The organism is Nocardiopsis sp. NPDC006198, assembly GCF_040613895.1.
In the GTDB taxonomy this organism is placed as follows: domain Bacteria; phylum Actinomycetota; class Actinomycetes; order Streptosporangiales; family Streptosporangiaceae; genus Nocardiopsis; species Nocardiopsis tropica.
Window position 1 is genome coordinate 48,277 of the sequence record NZ_JBEXSY010000006.1, and the last position, 20,877, is coordinate 69,153.

Genomic DNA, 20,877 nt, shown 5'->3' on the forward strand with positions numbered 1-20,877 from the left:
GGGCGTGCTCCCGTCCCTCCCGGGCGCCGGCACCCTCGCCGTGCCCGACCTCCGCTCCGGGGCCGTCCCGGAAACGGGCCGAGCCGACGCGGTCGGGACCGCGTCGGCTCGGTGTCCTGGCACCCGGGTGCTCAGGCGTTCAGGCGTGTGATCAGGCCGGAACGTTGTTCGGGTTGGCCTCGGCCGGCGAGACCTTGCCCGCCTGCAGGGCCTCGATGGCCTTGCGCACGCCCTCGCCGTAGGCGGCGTCGGCCTTGGTGCAGTTGCCGATGTGGCGCTCGATGGTGGCCTGGGAGGCGCCGTCGATCGCACGGGCGGTGTTCTCGAACAGGACCTGCTGCTGCTCCGGCGTCATCTGGCGGAACAGGTTGCCGGGCTGCTCGAAGTAGTTGTCGTCGTCCTCGCGGTAGTCGAACCGGTCGGCGGTCGCGCCCACGGCCAGCGCCGGCTCGGCGTACTGGGGCTGCTCCTGCCAGCGGCCGTAGGAGTTGGGCTCGATGCCGGGGACGCCGCCCTGGTTGCCGTCCACGCGCATGGCGCCGTCGCGGTGGTAGGTGTTGACCAGCTTGGCGCCGCGCGGGTAGTTCACCGGGATCTGGTGGTGGTTGACGCCCAGGCGGTAGCGGGCGGCGTCACCGTAGGAGAACAGGCGGCCCTGGAGCATGCGGTCGGGCGAGATGCCGATGCCCGGGACGATGTTGGCCGGGGTGAAGGCGGCCTGCTCGACGTCCGCGTGGTAGTTCTCGGGGTTGCGGTTGAGCTCGAACTCGCCGACCTCGATCAGCGGGTAGTCCTTCTTGGACCAGACCTTGGTGAGGTCGAAGGGGTGGAAGCGGTAGTCCGCGGCCTCGGCCTCGGGCATGATCTGGACGTAGAACGTCCACTTCGGGTTGTCGCCCCGCTCGATGGCCTCGAACAGGTCGCGCTGCGAGGACTCGCGGTCCTCGGCGACGACCTTGGCGGCCTCCTCGTCGGTGAGGTTCTTGATCCCCTGCTGGGTGCGGAAGTGGAACTTGGCCCAGAAGCGCTCGCCGGCCTCGTTGACGAACGAGAAGGTGTGCGAGCCGAAGCCGTGCATGTGGCGGTAGCCGTCGGGGATGCCGCGGTCCGACATGACGATGGTGACCTGGTGCAGGGCCTCGGGGAGGTTGGTCCAGAAGTCCCAGTTGTTCTCGGCCGAGCGCATGTTGGTGCGCGGGTCGCGCTTGACGGCGCGGTTGAGGTCGGGGAACTTCAGCGGGTCGCGGAAGAAGAAGACCGGGGTGTTGTTGCCGACGATGTCCCAGTTGCCCTCTTCGGTGTAGAAGCGCAGGGCGAAGCCGCGGATGTCGCGCTCGGCGTCGGCCGCGCCGCGCTCACCGGCGACGGTGGAGAAGCGGGCGAACATCTCGGTCTGCTTGCCGATCTCGGAGAAGATCGCGGCCTTGCTGTACCGGGTGATGTCGTGGGTGACCGTGAAGGTGCCGAAGGCTCCGGAACCCTTCGCGTGCATCCGGCGCTCGGGGATGACCTCGCGGTCGAAGTGGGCGAGCTTCTCCAGGAACCACAGGTCCTGGAGCAGCATCGGGCCGCGCGGGCCCGCGGTCAGGCTGTTCTGGTTGTCCGCGACGGGGGCGCCGTTGGCTGTCGTCAGCGGCTTGGTGTTGTCGTGCGACATTCGTTCCTCGGTCCTAAGGTGGGATCTCTTGGTGCTGCGGTGGAGCACCGGTCGTGTGTCAGGCCTCTTGGCAGGCGGGGCATACGCCCCAGTAGGTGACCTCGACCTCGTCTATGGCGAAGCCGTGGTCCTGTGAACCCGTCATGCAGGGGGCGGCTCCGGTGGCGCAGTCCACGTCCGCGATCACGCCGCAGCTGCGGCAGACCACGTGGTGGTGGTTGTCCCCCACCCTCCGCTCGTAGCGCGCCGCCGACCCCTCCGGTTCGATCCTTCTGACGAGCCCGGCGTCTGTCAGAGCCCTGAGCACGTCGTACACCGCTTGTGTGGACACCGCACCGAGCTGGCCGCGGACCGCCTGGAGGACGGTGCTGGCATCGGCGTGCGGATGAGCCCCGACAGCCTCCAGGACCGCCACCCGTGGCCGGGTCACGCGTAGCGAGGCCTCCCGGAGGAGAGCCTCCGTCTCCGTCTGGTGCATGGGCCCATTCAAGCACTTTTCTGGAATGATTCCAACAAAGGCCATCCTAACTGCCCGTGAACACCGCCACCGCGATCAGCACGAGGAGGAGCTGCACGATCAGGGCGGCCACGAGCCCCGGGCGGACCTCCCACCCGCCCGCCGCGGCTCCGCGCACCACGAGCCTGCGCCCGAACCCCGGGTACCGGTGCTCGACGATCCGGGTGGCCAGATCGCTGATCCGGTCCGGGTCCCGGGTCCGGCCCAACTCGTCGAGGAGCCTCAGCAGCTCCTCCGGGACGCGGTCCGCAGGCGTCGCCGCGGGTTCCGGCCGGCCGGGGCGCCCGAGGGAGGGGACGACGGTCCCGGGCGCCGGGTCGGCGTCCGGCCGGGGGACCGGTCCCCGATCCGCCGGGGGAACACGCGGCCCGCCGGTCGCCGAGGGACCGGGAACCGGGTCCGGAGCCCCTTCCGGCCGCGAAGAGGGACGCCGGAGGGGAGGGGCCCGGTGCCCGGCCCGGTGGGCGGGCGGCGGACCCCGGCGGGGGCCGCGGTCGGGTTCGCCCGGGCCGGGGCTGCCGGGGTCCCCGTGGTCCTCCTGCGGACGGCCCCCGCGTTCCACCGCCCCCGCGCGGGGAGCGGGGGGTCGCGCGGCCCCGGGGTGCTCCTCCGGGACGCGCCCGGCACCGGCGGTGCGCTCCGGCGGTTCGGCGGGGCCCGCGGAGGCGTCCGGGGCCGCGGGCCCCGCCGGCCGCAGGGCGTCCTCCATGGCGCGGGGCGAGAACCGGGGCGGGTCGCCCCAGGGAGCGGCCCCCCGCCGGGAGGGGCGCGCCGACGACCGCCGCATGCGCCCGGCCAGGAGTTCCAGGACCCGGGGGTGCTCGGACGTGCGGTCCTCCTGCAGCCCTTCGGTGGCCTCGGGCAGGGTGCCCGCCTCCAGGTGCCCGACGAGCCAGCGGGCGAGGTCGTGGTGGAAGGACCCGTCGCCGCCGGAGAGGACGTCGAGCGCGGTGACGGACCCCGCACCGGTCGCGGGCCCCGGCGGCCGGAACGCGATCTTCGGCCGTGTCGGGACGGTGCCGCGTTCCGGCCAGGGCTCGTAGGTGGAGAACGACCAGTCGGACCGGCCGCCCCGGGGCTTGCGCTCGGTGCCGACCACGTCTCGCAGGACCACGTAGGCGCCCCACAGCAGGAGCAGCCTCGTCCTCTCGTCCGGGGCGGGGGCGCCCGCCGGGACGACGACGTCCACGGGGGAGCCGGGGGCCTGCAGCAGCCTCGCCACCAGGGACGCCAGGCCCGCCTGGGCCGCGGCCTCGCGTTCCAGCCGCCCGGGCAGGTCGGAGAAGCTCCCGGGGACGAGGGCCGGATCCGTGCAGGCCCACCCCCGTTCGCGGTCCCAGGGCTCGGACAGCCACGCGCTCAGCTCGGGCACGGCCTCCAGCGCGACCAGGAGCGCGCGGGGCGCGTTCAGGTCGTCGCCGACCACCGCCTGGGCACGGCTGCCCCGGCGGTCGGACGGGGCGGGTTCGGGCAGGCGGCGCAGGAGGACGCCCTGTCCGTCCTGGAACCTGCGGTACCAGTAGCTCGGCGCCGTGTGCTCGGGAGGCAGCTCCGGGGCCACCACCCCGTCCAGCCGGTCCCGCCACGTGACGAGCCGCATGTAGCCCTCGGCGCTGTCGGACAGCGAGGTCCCCACGGGTCCGATGCCCGTCCCCAGCAGGCCCTGCCTGCGGTAGCCGAACGAGATCCGCTCCAAGGGCTCCCTGCCGGTCCCCCCGGCGCCCTGCTCCGCGGTCACAGCCCCACCCCCCGCGCCCCCGGGGCCGTCGCGACCCCGGTCATCGCCATCAGCGTGAGGAAGGGCTGGAGGGTGCGCTGCGGCCGGACCGGGCGCGAGTAGCTGGGGCTGTCCGGAAGCCGGGCTCCCCCCGTCGCGGAGACCGCGTGGATCGCGCTCCTGCCGAACTCGGTCCACGGCCTCAGGTAGCTCCCGCCCTTGTCGTACCGGTCGATGAACGCGTAGAGGTCCTCCGTCTCGGCCGCGATGCGGGAGGCGTCGTCCAGGCACACCCCGTCGCGCAGCCACCGGTCCACCGGGTGCTCGTAGCGGTACACGTCCGCCTTGCCCACCACCACGACGGCCGCCTTGTCCTGCTTGTCCTCGACCACGTCCAGGACCGCGGAGAAGGTGGTGTCGGCGCGGTCGTCCTCCAGGTCGTCGGGGGAGACGACGAACACGAACCCGTCCACCTTGTCGAAGAACGCCTGCCGGGAGACCTTGCCGACGGTGTCCATGACCTCTCCCGCGACGTCGAAGAAGGCCACGGCGCGCTGGTCGGAGCCGTCGGAGACCATCAGTCCCACCTCGAACTCCCACACGTCGTCGTTGGTGCGCGCCAGGACCCGGCCCTGGCCCAGGAGGGGGCGGACCCGGGTGTTGGTGAACCGCTCGTACGCGTTGACGTCCAGGGGGGAGGCCGACAGGCCGAACCGGTTCAGGCCCTGTTCCTGGATCGCGCCGACCATCGACGCGAGCAGGTGGGTCTTGCCGGACCGCGGCGCCCCGACGAGGGCGACCACCACCGGGTCGCGGCGCTGATTGACGTACTGGTAGGGGAGGTGGTGCTCGGGGTACTCGTTGCCCCTGTTGGGGCACAGCACCTGGGCCCGGGTGCGCATGATCCGGAGCCGCATGTGCTCGGTGGCCCCGTCCGGGACGTACAGCGGGCGGTACTCGCCGTCCCGCCACTCCTTCAGCTCCCCGCTGTCCGGTCCGACCCGGCTCAGGCACACGGGGCAGAGGACCCGGGGGGCGTCCGCGGAGTCGTCGGTCATGGGTGGTCAGCCTCTCGGTCAGCCGAAGCGGAGGAACAGGGCGACGGACACGGCCACCATCAGCACGAGCAGGAGCGCGAGGCCGACGTAGCCGGACCGGCCCGTCCCACCGACCGGCTCCTCCTCGCGGGCGGCTGCGCGGGGCGGGGGCCCGCCCGGGGCGGGCGCGGCGGGGGCCCGGGGCGCGGGCCCCTCGGGCGCGGACCCGTCTCCGTCCGGCGGGGCCCACCCGGCCGCGAGCCTCTTGCGCTCCCTGTTCTCCCGGAACCTCGTGCGGCCCTGCCGGAGGTGGTCGCCGACCCCGGTCCGGTGGGGCGGCACCGCGCCCGACACCCGGGCCAGGAGCTCCCCGGCCCCCGGGCGCTCCTCCGCCTCCCCGGCGAAGACCCCCTCCAGCTGCACGGCCAGCCCGGGGTGCCCGTCCAGCGAAAGGATGCCTCCGCCGGACACGTCGTGGCCGCTCAGGGCCTGGAACAGGACCAGGCCCGCCGACCACACGTCGTCACGGGGGTCGCACCGCCCCACCGCCGCGCGCTGCTCGTGGGAGGCCCACGGGCCGACGCCCACCGACTCGCGCGCCACACCGGCCACGGTCGCGCTGGTGAAGCCGCACACCTGCACACCCCCGCCGTCCCAGCGGACGGTCCCGGGCCGGATGTCCCTGTGCACCACTTCGCAGGCCTGCAACCAGAACAGGGCCCGGAACAGGCCCTCACGGAAGGCCGCCCGCTCCTCCTCGAACAGCAGCCGCCTGCCCAGGACCGCGTCGAGGGGCTCGCCCCGGTAGGGCTCCAGCAGGGCGAAGGGCTCCGCGGGGTCGTCGCGGTAGCCGACCAGGCGGCTCAGCTCCGCCGGCGGGGGACCGTGCGAGGCCCTCGCCAGCCTGACCCCCGCGAGGATCTCGTTGTCCAGGGCGGTGAAGGCCCGGGCCCGGTCCTGGACGCGCTCGCCGTCGAGGGGGCGCACGGACAGCCTGAGCAGGTCGCGCCCGGACACCTCGTCGTGCACCGCCACCAGGTCCAGCAGCGGGTGCGCCGGCGCGTCGACGGTCCGGTCCGGGGCCGGGACCAGGCGGCACCGCGCGCTCTCCCGGCGGGGCGTCAGGTAGGCGGCCTCCACGGCACTGTGCTCGTTCAACGCAGGTAGTCCTCCTCCGGCCGGTCGGTCCCGGCCCCCCTGCCGTCGGCGCCCCCGCGGGGCCTGTCCGCCGGGTCCTCCCCGAACGGCGCCCCCGGCGGCTCCGCCGGTCCCCCGGCCGCGCCCGCGGCGAACGCGCCCGCCGGGCCCTCCTCCGGGTCCGGAACGGGACGTCCCGCCGCGCCCCCGTGCCCGCCGTCCGACGGCTCCGTCCGGGACCACCGGGTACGCACCACCCCCCGGCGCAGCGGGACGAGCCGCAGGACACCCGTGAGCGCCCCCTCGCGCGTCCACACGGCCGAACGGTCCGGGAACGCCGAGTCCGGGTCCCCGTACGCCGCGACCCCCGCGCGCAGCGAGTACGGGGCGAAGCGCACCGCCCGCACCGCGGGGACGCTCTCGCCCAGCAGGGACAGGTGGCCCGGGTCGCACAGCTGCAGCATGCGGTCCTCCGGGGCCAGACGCAGCGTGTCCAGCGCCCGGTCCAGGTCGGGGCCGCCCCGGACCTGCCGGGGCGTGTCCGGGTCGGCGAAGCGGGGCGGGACGTGGGCGCCCGCACGGGCCAGGTGCTCCCGGTACCCCTCCAACAGGTCGGTCGCCGTGCCGTGCACCCTCCGGGAGAGGTCGCCGACAGGCGTACCCGAGCGCAGCCCGGCCAGCACCGGCTCCAGCGCGGCGCGCGCCAGTGCCGACAGGTCCGAGCGCACCACCGCCTCCAGTTCCTCCGGGTGCGAGGAGGGCGGCGGCAGGGCGGCGGCCGCCCCGGCGAAGGCGTCGGCGACGGCGCGCACCGCCCCCTGGGCGGACCGGGCGGCGTCGGCCACCCCGCTCCGCGCGGCCCCGGGGTACCAGGACTCGCGCGCACGCCGGTCGACCAGCGCCGCCAGGGCGGTGACGGACGCGTCGGCCCGCTCCGGGGCGATCCGGTCCCGCCACCTGCGGGCGAGCCGGGACCACGTGTACAGGAGCACGCCGCCCCCGGCCGCCACGCAGGCGGGGACCGCCAGGGACAGCCACACGGTCGGCGGCACCACGAGGCCGAGCTGCAGCACACCGCCCGCGCCCAGCCCTGCCAGGACCCCGGAGAACGCCGCCACCGCGTGCGCGACGGCGGTCGGCAGCCCGCCGCCCGGGCCGCGGGCCCTCTGCGCGCCCGCGGTGACCGCCAGGACCCAGGCCAGGGCGGTGGCGATCCCCCCGGCGAGCCCCGCGGGGCCGCCGGCGAGCGCGGGCAGCGCGGGCAGGAGGAAGGCCGGGAGCAGGAGCGGGGACAGCGGCCCCGGCAGGGGGAAGGGGGGCGGGTCCGCCAGGGACCGCAGCACGTCGTCGGGGACCTCCCGGCCCGCCGTCGACGGGCCGGCGCCGTCACGGGGGGCGACGCGCCGGGAGACCTCCTCCAGGTCCCGGGCGAGCCCGTCGAGCGCGGCGCCCCCGCGCACCCCTTCGTCCAGGAGCCGGGCGAGCGCGCCCAGCGCCTCGTCGACCTCCTCGCGGGTGGGCGGCGCGCCCCGGACCCCGGCCCGGCCCAGGGCGGCCGCGAGCCGGTTCCCGGTCAGGGGGGAGAGCTCGAGGAAGAGCCGGTCGACATGGGCGCGGTAGGCGTCCAGCGCCTCCCCGGCCGCTCGCAGCTCCTCCCGTCGCACGCGTTCGGGTGTGGTGCGCGCGAACGCCCCTCTCGGTGCGGAGAGCGAGGCCAGTGCCTCCTCCGCCGCGGCGGCCGCGTCCCGGGCGTGGCGTTCGCGGGCCCCGAGCTCCCCCGTGCCGCCGACGACGTCGACGGGGCGGGGCCGGCGGGCGCCCGCCACGAGGTCCGCCAGTAGGTTCCCCCGGGAGGGCGCGGCGGCCGGGACCGTTCCGGTCCCGCCCCCGGACGCGCCCCCTCCGGAGGCGTACCGCCGCAGGGCCGCGGCCAGTGCGGAATCGGTCGCGCCGCCGCCCCTGTCGGGTTCGGACCAGCACAGGCCGGGCGAGGCGGCGGCGTCGGGCAGCTCGCCGCTCAGCTCCACGACGCGGTCGAACACCTCCACCTGCCCCAGCGCGGCGAGCAGGTGCTCCAGGCCGGCCCCGGAACCGGCGGGGACACCGGGCCGGGGCCGGGGCGGCCCCGGCGGCCGGATGCCCCAGTCCACCCCCGTGGTGTCACCGACCCACAGGGTGGCCACACCGCGCCCGGGGCCCAGCTGGCCGGGGCGGTCCAGGAACCGGCGCCCGGCGTCCGCGGTCGGGGGGCCCACGGCGACGCACACCGCGGAGCGGACGCGGCCGCTGGTGAACACCGCCTCGTAGGCGGCCGCGTGTCCGGCCAGCAGCCGGGTCCCGTCCAGGAGGACGACCCGGTCGGCCCCGGTGAGGGGGGTGCCCTCCCCGAGCTCGCCGAGGACGGCCCCCAGGGCCTCCGCCGGACTGCTCCCACGCAGGTCGAACAGGCGCACGCTCATCGCAGCGGGTCACCCTCCCGGCCGCCGGACCGTCCGGGGCCGTTCCCGACCCCGTCCCCGCCGAAGCTCATGCCGTCGGGACCGGCCTCCCCGGGGCCCGCGGTCCGGTACCCGTGTCCCGCCCCGCCGCCCGAGGCCGACGCCTCCGAGCGCAGCTGCCCCAGGTTGGAGAACAGCGGCATGTGCACCCCCGTGAAGTCCAGGTCCATGGCGGCGGGCACGGTGAGCTCCCAGAAGTCCCGTGCCTGGAGCAGTCTGCCGCGCGAGCTGCCGGGCAGGCCCTGCGCCATCCGCTCCAGCCGCCGCGCCTCGCTCCGGTCGTCGGCCAGGCGGCAGAAGGCCTCGAAGACCGGGTGCGGGGGCTCCGGCCTGCTGTCGACGCCGAACGGCACCTCCCGCATGAGCTGGGTGCTGAACTGCCCCGTGATGCCGTCCTCGCCGGTGAAGGCCCAGCGCTCGTAGGCCTGGAGCAGGCTGCCCCAGGAGGAGGTGCGGCCCAGGGGCGCCAGCCGCAGCGGCATGGTGACCCCGCCGCCCAGGGTGAAGCGGACCTCGTCCGGGGCCGACGGGTCGCCGACCACGGACGCCCTCCCGTTCCACAGGGCGCTGAGCAGCCGCTGCAGGATGCGGACCCGGTGCCGCTCCGTCGTGGCCAGGTGGCTGAAGTCGTACCCGAGCCGCTGGCGCCAGGGCAGGTGGTCGCCGGGCTCGTGGCGGATGAGCGCGTCGGACCACAGCCGCATGACCTCCCGGACCTCGGGGACCTCGGTGATGCCCATGGAACTGCGGAAGAGGACCACGCTGATGCTCTCGGCGCCGGTCACCCGGTACTCGAACCTGTGCCCGGCGCCGCGCGGCAGGTTGAGCATCTCCCTCAGGCACTGCTCGACAGCGGCGTTCTCGGTCGGGGAGTCGTAGGAGATCAGGATCTTGAGCGGGCCGTTTCCCTGGGGGTCGTACCCCACCGGGAGCAGGCCGGCCACCTGGGCGCGGAAGCGGGCCAGGTCCTCCTCGGCGATCCTGCCCGCCGTCTGTCCCGCGGCGTGGGCGAGCAGGTCCGCCAGTCTGGGCAGGAGGTGGGTCCTGGGCGACTTAGGGTCCCGCAGGAAGCCCTTGACCCAGGTCTTGAGCCGTTCGCGCAGGGCGCCCACGGCCTCGGCCGGACCGCTTTCCAGGACGGCGCCGAAGGCCTCCGCCCAGAGGCGCGGCCCGAGGAGCGCCTGGACCAGCTCGGCGTCGGTGGGGGAGGCGTGCAGCTGCCCAGACTCGTGCAGGTGCCGTACCACCTGCTCCCGGACCCGCGCGAAGAACGGTTCGAGGTCGCCGCCGGACGGGGGGAGGAGGTAGGAGACCCCGGTGCGCTGCCGGTAGAGCTCGCGGGAGAGCCGTTCGAAGCGGGGGCGGTCGGCACGGGCGTGCTCGTCCAGCTGCTGGACGAGCGCGGGCAGGTCCCGCGCCATCTGCGCGGTCTGCTGCTTCCACCGGGGCTCCGCCGCCGCCCAGGCCTCGCTCCAGGCGGTCCGTGTCTGCCAGTCGTACCAGGCGTCCTGGCGCGCCCGGGCTGCGGAGGGCTCGGGGTCGGCGAAGCGGATCCTGCGCAGGCCGCCCAGCCGGTCCCGCATCTCGGGCAGGGCCGGGAACCCGTTCATGCCCTCCGGGGGCGGGGGTGCGTCGCGGCGCCGCTGGATCAGGCCGAGGACCCCCAGCTGCGCCGTCGGATCGCTGCTCCGGGGGTCGCCCGAGAGCACGCGCAGCGCCTGGAAGGGGTCCAGGCCGGAGAGCAGCGCGCGTACCCCGGCCCGGTGGTCGAAGCTCCGGGCCAGGTCGGGAGCCTCGCGGGCGAGGCGGGAGCGCAGGGCCGCCAGGCTGTGCTTCATGGCCTCGCCGCGGTCGTACAGGGCCCCCGCGACCTCCTTGGCGCCGTCCGCGGGCTGCGGTTCGGCGAAGCCGATGCCGGTCCGGGCCAGGAGCGGGTGCAGCTGGGCCTCGGAGAAGAAGTTCCGCAGCGCCTCCTGGATCTGCTCCGGGGGGAGCGCGCGCATCGGCGCCTGCATGTCCTCCACCGCCGAGCGCAGCAGCCGGGAGCCGATGATGTCGGCGATCTCGTCGACGGGCACGGTCATGGAGGCGACCAGGGCGGTCGACACGCCCTGGTTGCCGATGCCCGTCTCGGCCGAGGAACCGCGCTTGCTGTCCCCGTTGATGAAGCTGTCCGCGAAGGACTGGTACTCCTGCTGCGCAGCGGGGGCCTCCTCGGCCTTGTCGTCGGGGTCGGTCCCGGCCAGGGACAGCATCAGGGAGACCACCGAGCGGTGCAGGTCCTCGCGGTCGGTCCCGGTCGGCCTGTTGAACAGGAACGCCGTCTGCATCGTGGAGGACGCCATCTGGACGCGGCCCTCCACCGGGTAGTGGACGCAGGCCTCCTCGCGGCTGCGGAGCGAGGGACGGGTGTCGTCGGCCAGCTCCAGGGAGGCCTCGCGCCCGTTCTGGTCGTCGACGAGGCGGAACAGGTCCAGGAGGGCGCGGCCCGCGTTGAGCCGGGCGTTGCGCCCGCCGCCGAACCCCTCGTCGAAGGACGAGGGCATGAGGACCAGGGGGTAGATCTGGATGCGCATGCCCGAGCGCTCGAAGGCCCGGGCGATCAGGTGCAGGTAGTCGTAGAAGATCCCGGCCCCCGTGCCGCCCGCGACGGAGAACGAGACGAACACGTCGCACGCGCGGGGCAGCGCGCCGCCCAGCGCGGCCAGGTCCCCGGCCGAGGTGGCGAGCCGGTTGATCGCCTCGTGCAGGGGGGCGACGGCCGGCCCCACGCCGCCCCGGAAGGTCTCGAACAGGGCGGCCCGGCCCACCGTGGGGAACTGCCCGGCCCCGTGGTCCAGCGGCGCCACCCGGGGTTCGCCCGCCTCGGGCGGGAGCCAGTGCCCCACCGTCTCGCCCGCGCTCAGCCGCAGGCTGCGCGCGGCCTCCGGGTAGGTGCGGACCTCGGGCAGCAGGTCGCGCACGTAGTGGGCGGTGCGCTCGACCGCGGGGAAGTACTGGCGTCCGGGCACCACGCTCGAGGGCATGGCGTCCAGCTGGCTGCGGCTGACGTCGGCGTAGACGAACTGCACGCAGGACGGCAGCTGGTAGGGGAGGAGGTCGGCGCCCGGGCGGCGCCTCTGGAACTCGGTCCCGTCGGGGCCGCAGAACTCCTCGCGCATACGGCGTTCGAGCTCGGCGCCGATGCGGCAGCCGGTGCCGCCGAGACCGACGTACAGAAGCGGCTGGTAGAGCTTCATCGTCATGGAGAGGGGAACCCTTCGGCTGTGCGTCGTTCCTCGGGAGGGATCAGTCGAGCTGGATGCCGCCGGCCGGCGGTCCCTGCTCGGGGGCGGCCGCACCGGGGCCCGGCGTCCGGGGGTGCGCGTGCTGCGCGGGGGGAGGGGAGGGTTCCCTCCGGCGTGTTCGGCCGTCCTCGAAGGAGACGGTCAGGCCGCCGGACAGCGGCTCGCCGGCCTGGCCGAAGCGCAGGAGCCGCTCCCGGCCGTCGGCGGTGCGCAGCAGCACACCGCCCGAGCGGTGCCGCCGGACCTCGTGGACGGGGGCCGGACCGGAGCCGCGGGGGTGGTCCGGCCGGGGGTCGAACCCCTCCTCCTCACGGACGGTGAAGGCGAAGACCGTGCTCCGCCTGGCAGGGGCCTTCAGGGGCGGGAGGAGGGCGACGCCGTCGCGGTGGAGCGTGACGGCGATCCCCCTGACGTCCCGTCTCTCCTGTGCCTGCCTCAGGCCCAGCAGGAGCGCGCCCCCGCCGAGCAGGGCCAGAGCGGCCAGCGGGGCCCATATCCACCAGTACCGCTCCAGGGCGCCGGGGGCGGCGCGCACGGTCGTCGTGATCGTGGGGGAGGTGTGCAGGACCTCGCCCCGGGCGTCGACCGCCAGGACGTTGAGGGTCGCCGTGCCCGGTTCGGAGCCCTCGCCGACGCGGACCGTGAAGTCGCTGCGGCTGCTCCCGGGCGCGAAGCCGGAGGTGTCCTGCGCGATGGTGGCGAGCAGGCCCTCCGAGGGGGCGAGCACCAGCTCGACGGTCTCCTCCCGCGGCCCCTGGTTGGCGACGGTCAGGGTTCCGGCCACCTCCTGGCCGGACCAGACCTGTTCGGGGAGTTCCCCGAAGGAGACGCTGGGCCGGAGGCTGCTGCCCCCGGGGTCGAAGGTGTACACGTACTCGTGCACGTCGTCGGGCACGCCGGGCCCCTGGACCCGGCTCGTGAAGGTCACCTCGCCGGTCCCCTCGGGGACGGAGACCGTGCCGGCGTACTGCCCGTCCCCGGCCGCGGAGTCGGGGGCCTCGCCCCCGTCGCCGATCTCCACGGGGGTGGAGGAGCCGTCGGGGAAGGCCGCCTCGGCGGAGAACTCGAGGTCGGCGAGGGCCTCGGGGGAGGTGATCGGGCCGCGGCGGGTGCGGATGTCCACCCGGACCACCAGCTCGCCGGGGTCCTGCCCGCCCTCCACCCGGAGGAAGGTGTTGATGAAGCCCTTCCACTGGGCGCGCGCCGTCACCAGCTCCTCGGGGGTCCCCTCGGGCGAGGTGAGCCGGACGCTCCAGGTGCCGGGCATCGGGTCGACGAGGCGCAGCACCTCGACGGGGCTGTTCTCACCGCTGACGGTGATCGCGGAGCCGCGGTGCCCGGCGGCGCCGGTGTCCACCGCCTCGCCCTCGGGGTCGAGGTACTCCACGCGGATGGCCGGGTTGTTCTTGGTGACCATGAGCGCGCCGTCGGTCGCCACGAGCGGGATGTCGACCTCCAGCGTGGCCCGGCCCCCGCCCGCCAGGGTCTCGTCCGCGGGCTCCCCCACCTGGGAGCAGGACGCCGCGGCCAGGGCCTCCTGGAGGGAGCGCGCCACGTCGGAGGAGTCGTCGGCCACGCGGGCCACCGGGGCGGAGACGTCGAGGTCGTTGCAGGTGTCCTGCGAGCCGCCCGCGGCGAACGCGTCGAGCTGGTCCCGGTCGATGGCGCTCCCGAACCCCAGGGGCCAGATCCGCACACCGTTCTCCGCCGCCTGTTCCAGGTGCTCCCCGACCAGGGCGGCGGCGTTGTCGTTGCGGCGCTCGGCCGCGCCGTACTGGGGGCTGTCGCGTACGTCGAGCGCGCCGTCGGTGAGCAGGAAGACGATCTTGGACGATCCGTCCGGTGAGTCCGCGCCGGTCAGGTGGCCCAGCGCCGCTCCCAGCGCCTCGGCGTGGTCGGTGTCGTTGCCCTCGGAGTCCTCGCGGCGCTCCAGGCCGTCGACGCAGTCGGCCAGGTACTGGCGGCCCCCGTCCTCGTCGACGAGGGTGGGGCGGCACACCTCCCGGGCGGCGATCTGGCCCGACTCGCCGTTGTTGCTGCCGAAGCCGACCACGGTGACGCGTGATCCCGGGTCCAGGACGCTCTGCGCGATGGTCGAGGCCGCGTTGGCCTCCGCCTCGACGTCGTCCCGGTCCAGGGAACCGGACTCGTCCACCAGGACCACGATGTCGAGGGGGACCGGGGCGCTCTCCCCGGGCTGCGGCGCGCGTGCCCCGGAGTGGGCGGGGAGCGGGACAGCCGGTCCGAGGAGCAGGAGAAGTGTCGCGACGAGGGCCGTGCGGCTCCCGGCCGGCTTCACGCGGGGGGTCGTGGCCAAGCCACCTGTTCCCTTCTCGTCGAGGTGGTGAGAGAAAGCGATCCTTTTTTCACGTGAACAAGATGCTTGTCAATGGAAAACTATAGGGGAGGCATACTGTACTGCTTTCCGAGAGGTGCTTCAACGGATTCCGGTGCGGTTTTCTGTTCCATATATGTGGCCGATGGGATCTCTGGGGTGTTTCTTTATTTGTGGTGTTCGGGTGTGTCTCTGGGGCCGTGGTGGTCATTTTTATCGGGGTTGTGGCTTGTTCGGTGTTTTCCGGCGGGGGTTTCGGTTTCCTTCTCGATCGGGTCTCGGCGGCCCCTCTGGGGCGTTCCCCCCGCGGGGTCGGGTTCCGTGTGCGCCGGCGGCGGCCGAACGCCGCCCATCTGCTCTTCGGTGGGGGTTGCGGCGTCGCCGTCCGGCGCGGGAGACCGGCCGGGGGCGACGGCGTCCAGGCGTCAGGGGCGTTTCAGGTCCTTCGGCCCAAAGGGAAAGGGGGCGACGGGCGGTCGACGCCACGGAGACGCCCACGCGGGTGGATTCGGCCCGCGCCGCCGCACACGGGAACCCGTCGCAGGGGGCGGGGTGAAGGGAGGAGAGGGATCGGGCGGCGGATTTCCCGCTCCTTTTTCCGAGGGCTCGCCGGGGCGGGCGCGGCTTCATCGGTGGATCGACCGGTCCTGCCCCAGTGCGATTGACAGCCGATTTCCGGTGTCGAATATTCGGGGGACAGCGCGCCTGAGGCCGCTGTCCCCGCACCCCCTGAGGAGACACGAGATGGAACCGCGCACACCCGGCCGCCGGACGGCAGCCGTCCTCGTCGCCCTGCTGGCCGCCGCCCTCCTCCCTTCGGCCCCCGGCACGGCCGCCGCCGACCGCGTGGAGGCCGCCGGCGGAACGGGCCCCTACGACGCCGGGTACGTCACCACCCTCCGCCTGCGCGACCACACCGTCTACCGGCCCGTCGACCTTCCGAGGAACGAGACGCTGCCCGTCGTCGCCTGGGGCAACGGCGCCTGCCGCGCGGACGGGACGTGGTTCGAGAACATCCTCACCGAGTTCGCCTCGCACGGGTTCCTGGTCATCGCCAACGGCCGCCCGGGCGGGACCGGCAGGACCGACCCCGAGATGCTCACCGAGGCCGTCGACTGGGCGATCGCGGAGAACAGCCGCCTGTTCAGCGAGTACCGGGGGAGGATCGACACGGAGAACATCGCCGTCATGGGCCAGTCCTGCGGCGGGCTGGAGACCTACGAGGTGGCCGACGACCCCCGGATCACCACCACCGTGCTCTGGAACAGCGGGCTGCTGAGCGACTCCGACAACCACCTGCTCGACGACCTGCACGCCCCGATCGCCTACTTCGCCGGCGGGCCGACCGACATCGCCTACGAGAACGCCCTCGACGACTGGGAGCGGATCCCCTCGGACCTGCCCGCGTTCATGGGCAACCTCGACGTCGGGCACTTCGGGACCTTCGCCGAACCCAACGGCGGCGAGTACGGCAGGGTCGGGACCGCGTGGCTGAAGTGGCGGCTCAAGGGGGACGAGGAGGCGGGGGGCGAGTTCGTCGGCGAGGACTGCGGCCTGTGCTCCACCGAGTGGGACGTCCGTCAGCGCAACCTCTCGTAGACGGGGAGCCGGCCGTACGGAGCCCCGTGCCCCGTCGCCCGCCGGCCCCGGCCGGAACCCCGGCTCATCGCCCCGAGAGCTGCGTCGATGCGTGACTCCGCCGTCACACTGTGCGAATTTTACGGAACCGGCCCGCGCTCTTCCCGCGGGCCGGTTCTCGAACGGGGGCGGGGCACATGGGGGACTTCCTGACCGGGGTCGAGGGCGGCCTGACGATCGACTGGGCGACCATGCCCACGTACAACACCGTGATGTCCGTCGCCGCGGGCGCCGGACTGCTGCTGGTGGTCGCCCTGGGCCGCGCGCTGCTGCGGGGCGGGCGGATCGTGCCCGACGGATGGGCGCTGGCCTTCGGGGCGCTCGGCCTGCTGCTCGCGACCACGGGACTGCACATGACCCTGACCTGGCCGCTCGCTGCGGGCGGGTTCCCGTTCGACAACATCGTCTTCGGGGAGCCGAGCCTCGTGTTCGGCGTCCTGCTCCTGGCGGCGTCCCTGTACCTGTGGAAGCGCGGCGAGGCCCTGAACGGGCACGAGAACCCCGCCGCGCACGCGGCGCAGGTCGCGGGCCCCCTCTCCGTCCTGGTGTTCGGCATCGGCCTCGCGGCGTTCGGCATCGCCGCGGCGGGGTGGGCGTTCATGCTCTTCGCGGCCCCTCCGCAGGAGCCCATCTCCGGGGTGTTCGGCGCCTACCCCTGGCTGGAGGCCACCTTCATCTCCGGCCTCTACGTACTCGTGGGGGTCGGCGCGGTCCTGTTCCCGTTCGGACTCAGGTCGCTGGGCTCGGGGCTGTGGACGGTGATCGGTGTCGCGTGGGGCGTCGCCGGGGCGGCGTTCCTGCTGTTCGGGGCGTTGAACTACTACACGCACATCGGTCTGGTCATCAACACCATGTGACCTGTCGGCCCGCCGGGCGCCCGTGGCCGGGGCCCTTCGGTCGCCGTGTTGGAGCCCGCGCGTCCGGGACCGCCCACGGCCCGGACCGGCCACAATGGGGGGATGTCGCAGCGAAACCCACGCACCAGCCCCCGACCGCGCACCACGGCAGCAGGCGCCCCCTGCCCCTGCGGGAGGCCGGAGTCCTACGGGGACTGCTGCGGCCGCCTGCACAGCGGGACGGCGGCGGCCTCCACCGCCGAGCAGCTGATGCGCTCGCGCTACAGCGCCTTCGCCGTCGGCGACCGCGACTACCTCCTGCGGAGCTGGCACCCCCGGACCCGGCCCTCCGGCCTCGACCTCGACGCCCGCACGCAGTGGGTGCGGCTGGAGATCCTGTCCACCGGCGGGGGCACGCCCTTCCACAACGAGGGCACGGTCGCCTTCCGCGCCGTGTACCGGGAGAACGGCCGGGAGGGCGAGCTCGTCGAGCACAGCCGCTTCCTGCGCCACGACGGGGCCTGGGTCTACCTCGACGCCCTCCCGGAGTGACCCCGCGGGGCCGGAAGGGCCGGAGGCCCCTGCACCCCGGACGGCGGGCCCGGCGACCGGTGAACCCCCGGCGACGGGCGCGCCCCGCGGTGCGCACCGCCGCCCCGGCACGGTAGGAAGGGTGCGCGAACGTCGCCGAACGGACACGGAGAGCACCATGAACGCCTCGACGCCCGGCCCGCTGGAACAGGGCCCCCTCCTGCAGGACCTCGCGGGCCGGCTGGTCTCGGCCGTGCCCGAGGGGTGGCAGCAGCTCACCTACCTGACCAGGGTCATCGGCGCCCACACGGACGAGACCCTCGCCGTCCAGGACGCCGACGGCCAGGTGAGCCAGGTGGAGGCCCCCGAGGGGGTCGGCGAGCTCGTCGGCGCCCTCAAACGCGCCGGGTACCAGGAGGGCAAGGGGACCTGGCTCTCCATGATCGTCTCGGTGCACCACACCCACCAGCTCAACGTCGAGTACAACCACGACACCGAACCCGAACTGGCCCCCGGAGCCGCCCCCCTCGCCTACGCCCAGGAGCTGGAGCGCTTCCCCCGCGACGAGGAGGCCGTCCCCGCATGGCTGCGCGCCAGGCTCGCGGAGGCGCGGGAGCTGCCGACCGAACAGATCACGGCGGACTTCGGCGCGGCGCTGGTCGAGGCGTGCGCCGCGGAGGGGCTGCGCGCCGAGTACCTGCCGCCGACCGGCCTGCGGGTCTCCCTCCCCGACGGCGGGGTCCTCATGGACAACGACCTCAAGGACACGTTCGACCAGGCGGCCGTCCTGCCCCCGGAGCAGCGCCTCGGCCTGGCCACCCACTTCGGCGGGTACATCGCCCGCGCGGCAGGGGAGCGCGGAGCCCCCGCGGCGGACTCCGGCGCGGACGACGCGGTCGCGGGCGCCCTCGTCTCCGCCTTCCGCGAGGAGGGCGTCGAGGTCTCCTTCGAGGAGGCGGACACGCTGGTCGTGCCGCTCCCCGACGGCAACCGGGCCACCACCGACATCAGCGGATTCCGCTCCGCCCTGGCCGACGCCGCCCCCGACCAGCTCGCGCACCACGCGGCCGGGTTCGCCCGCGCGGCCGTCGACCAGCTGGCAAAGGCCACCCGGCCGGACGGCGCCACCGGGGCCCCGGCGCCCGACGGCGACCCCGGGGCGGACGGGGCCGGGCGGCTCCGGGTCCGCCTCTACCCCGCCTCGGCCTTCCCCGAGGGGATCCTGGAGGAACTCCTCGCCCGGGAGATCGCCCCCGGCCTGTGGCAGACCGTCGTGGTCGACAGCCCCCAGAGCCTGCAGCCCCTCTCCCGCAAGGCGCACGAGGACACCGGCCGCCCCGACGACGAGGTCTTCGCCGAGGCCGTGGCCGGCTCCCTGGACGAACCCGTCGAGGTGAGCGAGCACGACCTCGACGGGGTCCGCCTCGTGCACATCGGCGGACCGCACCCCTACGTGGCCGCGCAGGCGCACGCCCTCGGACGACACATCGGCGAGGCCCCGCACGGAGCCCTCGTGGCCTTCCCCGTCCCCGAGGTGCTCATCGCCCACCCGCTCGGCCAGGGGCACCCCCTCGCCGCGATGGAGAACCTGCAGGAGATCGCCGGGAAGTTCGCCGCCGACGCCGCCAAGCCCATCGGCGCCCAGCTCTACTGGTGGCACCCCGGCTCGCTCGCCGCGGGACAGGACGCCGTGCCCGACCTGCGGGCCGTGGGGATCGAGGTCGACCACGAGGCGAAGTCGGTCTCCGTCCGCACCTCCGACGAGGAGTTCGGCCCCGTGCTCGACTCCCTGCTCGGTTAGCCCGCGCCGCCAGGGCGCGGACGGCCTCAGGGGCGGTCGCGGTCCTGGGCCCGGTGCCTGCCGCGAACGCGCCACGGGTTCCGGGGGCGCCGCCGGAACCAGTTCCGGACCCGGAACCGCTCCCTCCCGGCGTCCCGCCCCGTATCGGGGGCCTCCGCGGCGCCGCCCTCGTACCCGGGGTCCGCCGCCCCTCTCGACCAGGGCCGGAACGGGTTGCGGTGGGCGGGAGGAGAGAGCCCGGGCCGCCTCCGCAGCTGGGCCGCCGCCCGGGCGCGGACGGCCTCGCGGGCCCGGGCGGCGGTGGACGTGTCGGGGTGGTGGCGGCCGACCGCGTCCAGGACGGGGAGCGTGTCGGGGTGCTCGGGGCTCCAGAGGCGGTCGGTGTCGTCCAGGACGAGCTGCTCGATGTCCGGAACCCCGTCGGCGGACAGGAACCCGGGCAGGTCCTCGGGGCTGCGCTCCGCGGCCGCCGCGATCATGTCGATGACGACCCAGTGCCCGTGCCCGGCCATGACCCCGTCCACGTCCTCCGGGGACAGCGTCCCGGAGGTGAGCAGGACGACGGCGGCCAGGCTGACCACGGACGGGCGGTCGGAGGACAGGAGCGCGCGGAGCTCGGGCCCGATCTCCGAACTGGTCGCGTCCAGCACCTTCGTCCCCGTCCAGCGGCGCAGCGCCCGGCCGGGGCCGTCGGTCACCGCGACGATCTGGCGCAGGGCCGCGGCGGGGGTCCGCTCGTCCAGCCACGGCAGGACCTCGGCGATCAGGCGCTCGGGCGGCAGTGTCCCCAGGGCGTCGAGGAACCCCGCCGCCCCCGCCCCGGCGAGGCTGCCGACGAGCGGCGCCTCGACGCCCTCCTCCTCCAGGAAACCGCGCACCCCGTACCGGCCCAGGGGCGTCAGCTCCACCGCCGGGTGACCGTGTCCGGCGCACCGGGGGGCGGCCCCGTCGGGGCCCGCGTCCTCCGCGGTGACCAGGGCCACGGCGCCCGTCCCGAGCAGCTGCCGCAGGGTGCGCACGACCCTGCCGGTCGCCCGCCGCCGGTCCCGCGACGGAAGGGGGAGGTCGGGGCCCGGCCCCTCGGCCGGTTCCCGCAGAACCGCCCCGACCAGCACCGGGAGCGGGACCCGGAACCCGTCCGGCGCCTCGTAGAGGAAGCGCAGGACGGCGGTGACGAGGCAGGGCTCGTCGACGCCCGGCCAGGGGGACCCCGCCGAGAGGTCGTCCCGCGCGCGGCCGACGGAGGCCTCGAACACCCCGGTCCACCAGCGCAGGACCTGGTCCGGGTCGCGGACCCGCTCCTCCAGCCCCGGTTCGGGCCCGGCCCAGTCGGCGGTCGCCTCCAGCAGGCCCAGCCGCACGGCGGTCCGCCACGGGAGCGCGAAGCGCGCGGCCTCGACGGACTCGGCGTCGACCCAGTCCGGCCCCTCGGAGGCGGCCTCCGCGTCGAGGCCGTGCGACCACAGCCCCAGCGCCTCGTCCGCCGCGCGGATGTCCGTCGCGTACGGGAGGCCCTCCGGGGTGAGCGGGGTGGCGGGGGCGCTCCAGCGCGCCAGGCGCAGGGCGTCGCGGAGCAGGGGGGTCGTCAGGGCGGCACACGCGAGGACGTCCGCGGGGAGGAGCGACACGGGCCTCGCGGAGGAGGGCTCCCGGCCCGGGGCCGACCGGTCATGAGAGGGCATGTTCGCTCCCGGGTCTCCTGGTGGTGCGCGGACATCCCTTCTACCCCTCCGAGGCACGGCCGTGGGGCGGTTTCGCGAACCCGGTCGGTCCGGTTTCACGGCCGCGGACGCCACCGCCGCCCGGGAACCGGGAACGCGGACCCCGAAAGGCGCTGGTGGGGGGTGGCGCCACCGGTCCGCGGCGCCCGGCCGCCGCCCGGCCGG

The 20,877-nt window shown here is 75.0% G+C and carries 13 protein-coding genes; 4 read left to right on the top strand and 9 right to left on the bottom strand.

The genetic code is table 11. The features are described from left to right. Positions 1-151: 151 nt before the first annotated feature. Genes ABZ234_RS06365 through ABZ234_RS06400 form a run of 8 tightly spaced genes read right to left on the bottom strand, consistent with a single transcriptional unit; the run spans position 152 to position 14,167 of the window. On the bottom strand, positions 152-1,657 hold the full coding sequence (locus tag ABZ234_RS06365; protein ID WP_267949319.1) for a catalase: 1,506 nt from the start codon (positions 1,655-1,657) through the stop codon (positions 152-154). A gap of 58 nt (positions 1,658-1,715) precedes the next feature. Beyond that, complete coding sequence (locus ABZ234_RS06370; RefSeq protein WP_267949320.1) at positions 1,716-2,135, bottom strand: Fur family transcriptional regulator; 420 nt, start codon at positions 2,133-2,135, stop codon at positions 1,716-1,718. Between the two features lie 46 nt (positions 2,136-2,181). Then, positions 2,182-3,912, bottom strand: coding sequence for a hypothetical protein (locus ABZ234_RS06375; protein WP_355011246.1), 1,731 nt, complete (start codon positions 3,910-3,912; stop codon positions 2,182-2,184). Then, positions 3,909-4,949, bottom strand: coding sequence for a hypothetical protein (locus tag ABZ234_RS06380; RefSeq protein ID WP_355011247.1), 1,041 nt, complete (start codon positions 4,947-4,949; stop codon positions 3,909-3,911). Before ABZ234_RS06380 ends, ABZ234_RS06375 begins: the two co-directional genes overlap by 4 nt. 18 nt (positions 4,950-4,967) lie before the next feature. After that, positions 4,968-6,086 (bottom strand): hypothetical protein, encoded by a 1,119-nt coding sequence (locus ABZ234_RS06385; protein WP_355011248.1) that lies wholly within the window; start codon positions 6,084-6,086, stop codon positions 4,968-4,970. Continuing rightward, complete coding sequence (locus ABZ234_RS06390) at positions 6,083-8,524, bottom strand: hypothetical protein (RefSeq protein WP_355011249.1); 2,442 nt, start codon at positions 8,522-8,524, stop codon at positions 6,083-6,085. The genes ABZ234_RS06385 and ABZ234_RS06390 overlap by 4 nt, the downstream gene beginning before the upstream one ends. Continuing rightward, positions 8,521-11,808, bottom strand: coding sequence for a tubulin-like doman-containing protein (locus ABZ234_RS06395; RefSeq protein WP_355011250.1), 3,288 nt, complete (start codon positions 11,806-11,808; stop codon positions 8,521-8,523). The genes ABZ234_RS06390 and ABZ234_RS06395 overlap by 4 nt, the downstream gene beginning before the upstream one ends. 43 nt (positions 11,809-11,851) lie before the next feature. After that, positions 11,852-14,167, bottom strand: a complete 2,316-nt coding sequence (locus ABZ234_RS06400) for a vWA domain-containing protein (RefSeq protein ID WP_355011251.1) — start codon at positions 14,165-14,167, stop codon at positions 11,852-11,854. A 762-nt stretch (positions 14,168-14,929) separates the two neighbouring features. Between ABZ234_RS06400 and ABZ234_RS06405 the strand changes: the two genes are divergently transcribed. The 4 genes from ABZ234_RS06405 to ABZ234_RS06420 all read left to right on the top strand — a co-directional run bounded on the left by ABZ234_RS06405 (position 14,930) and on the right by ABZ234_RS06420 (position 18,991). Beyond that, positions 14,930-15,784 (top strand): alpha/beta hydrolase, encoded by an 855-nt coding sequence (locus ABZ234_RS06405; RefSeq protein ID WP_355011252.1) that lies wholly within the window; start codon positions 14,930-14,932, stop codon positions 15,782-15,784. A 176-nt stretch (positions 15,785-15,960) separates the two neighbouring features. Further along, positions 15,961-16,680: a DUF981 family protein gene (locus tag ABZ234_RS06410; protein WP_355011253.1), complete on the top strand. Its 720-nt coding sequence runs from the start codon at positions 15,961-15,963 to the stop codon at positions 16,678-16,680. 102 nt (positions 16,681-16,782) lie between these two features. Beyond that, positions 16,783-17,211 (top strand): YchJ family metal-binding protein, encoded by a 429-nt coding sequence (locus tag ABZ234_RS06415; protein WP_355011254.1) that lies wholly within the window; start codon positions 16,783-16,785, stop codon positions 17,209-17,211. Between the two features lie 157 nt (positions 17,212-17,368). Then, positions 17,369-18,991 carry a hypothetical protein gene (locus tag ABZ234_RS06420; RefSeq protein ID WP_355011255.1) on the top strand — a complete coding sequence of 541 codons (1,623 nt, stop codon included), beginning with the start codon at positions 17,369-17,371 and terminating at the stop codon, positions 18,989-18,991. A 26-nt stretch (positions 18,992-19,017) separates the two neighbouring features. Here the strand turns inward: ABZ234_RS06420 and ABZ234_RS06425 are convergent, their stop codons facing one another. After that, positions 19,018-20,673, bottom strand: a complete 1,656-nt coding sequence (locus ABZ234_RS06425) for a hypothetical protein (protein ID WP_355011256.1) — start codon at positions 20,671-20,673, stop codon at positions 19,018-19,020. Positions 20,674-20,877: the final 204 nt, after the last annotated feature.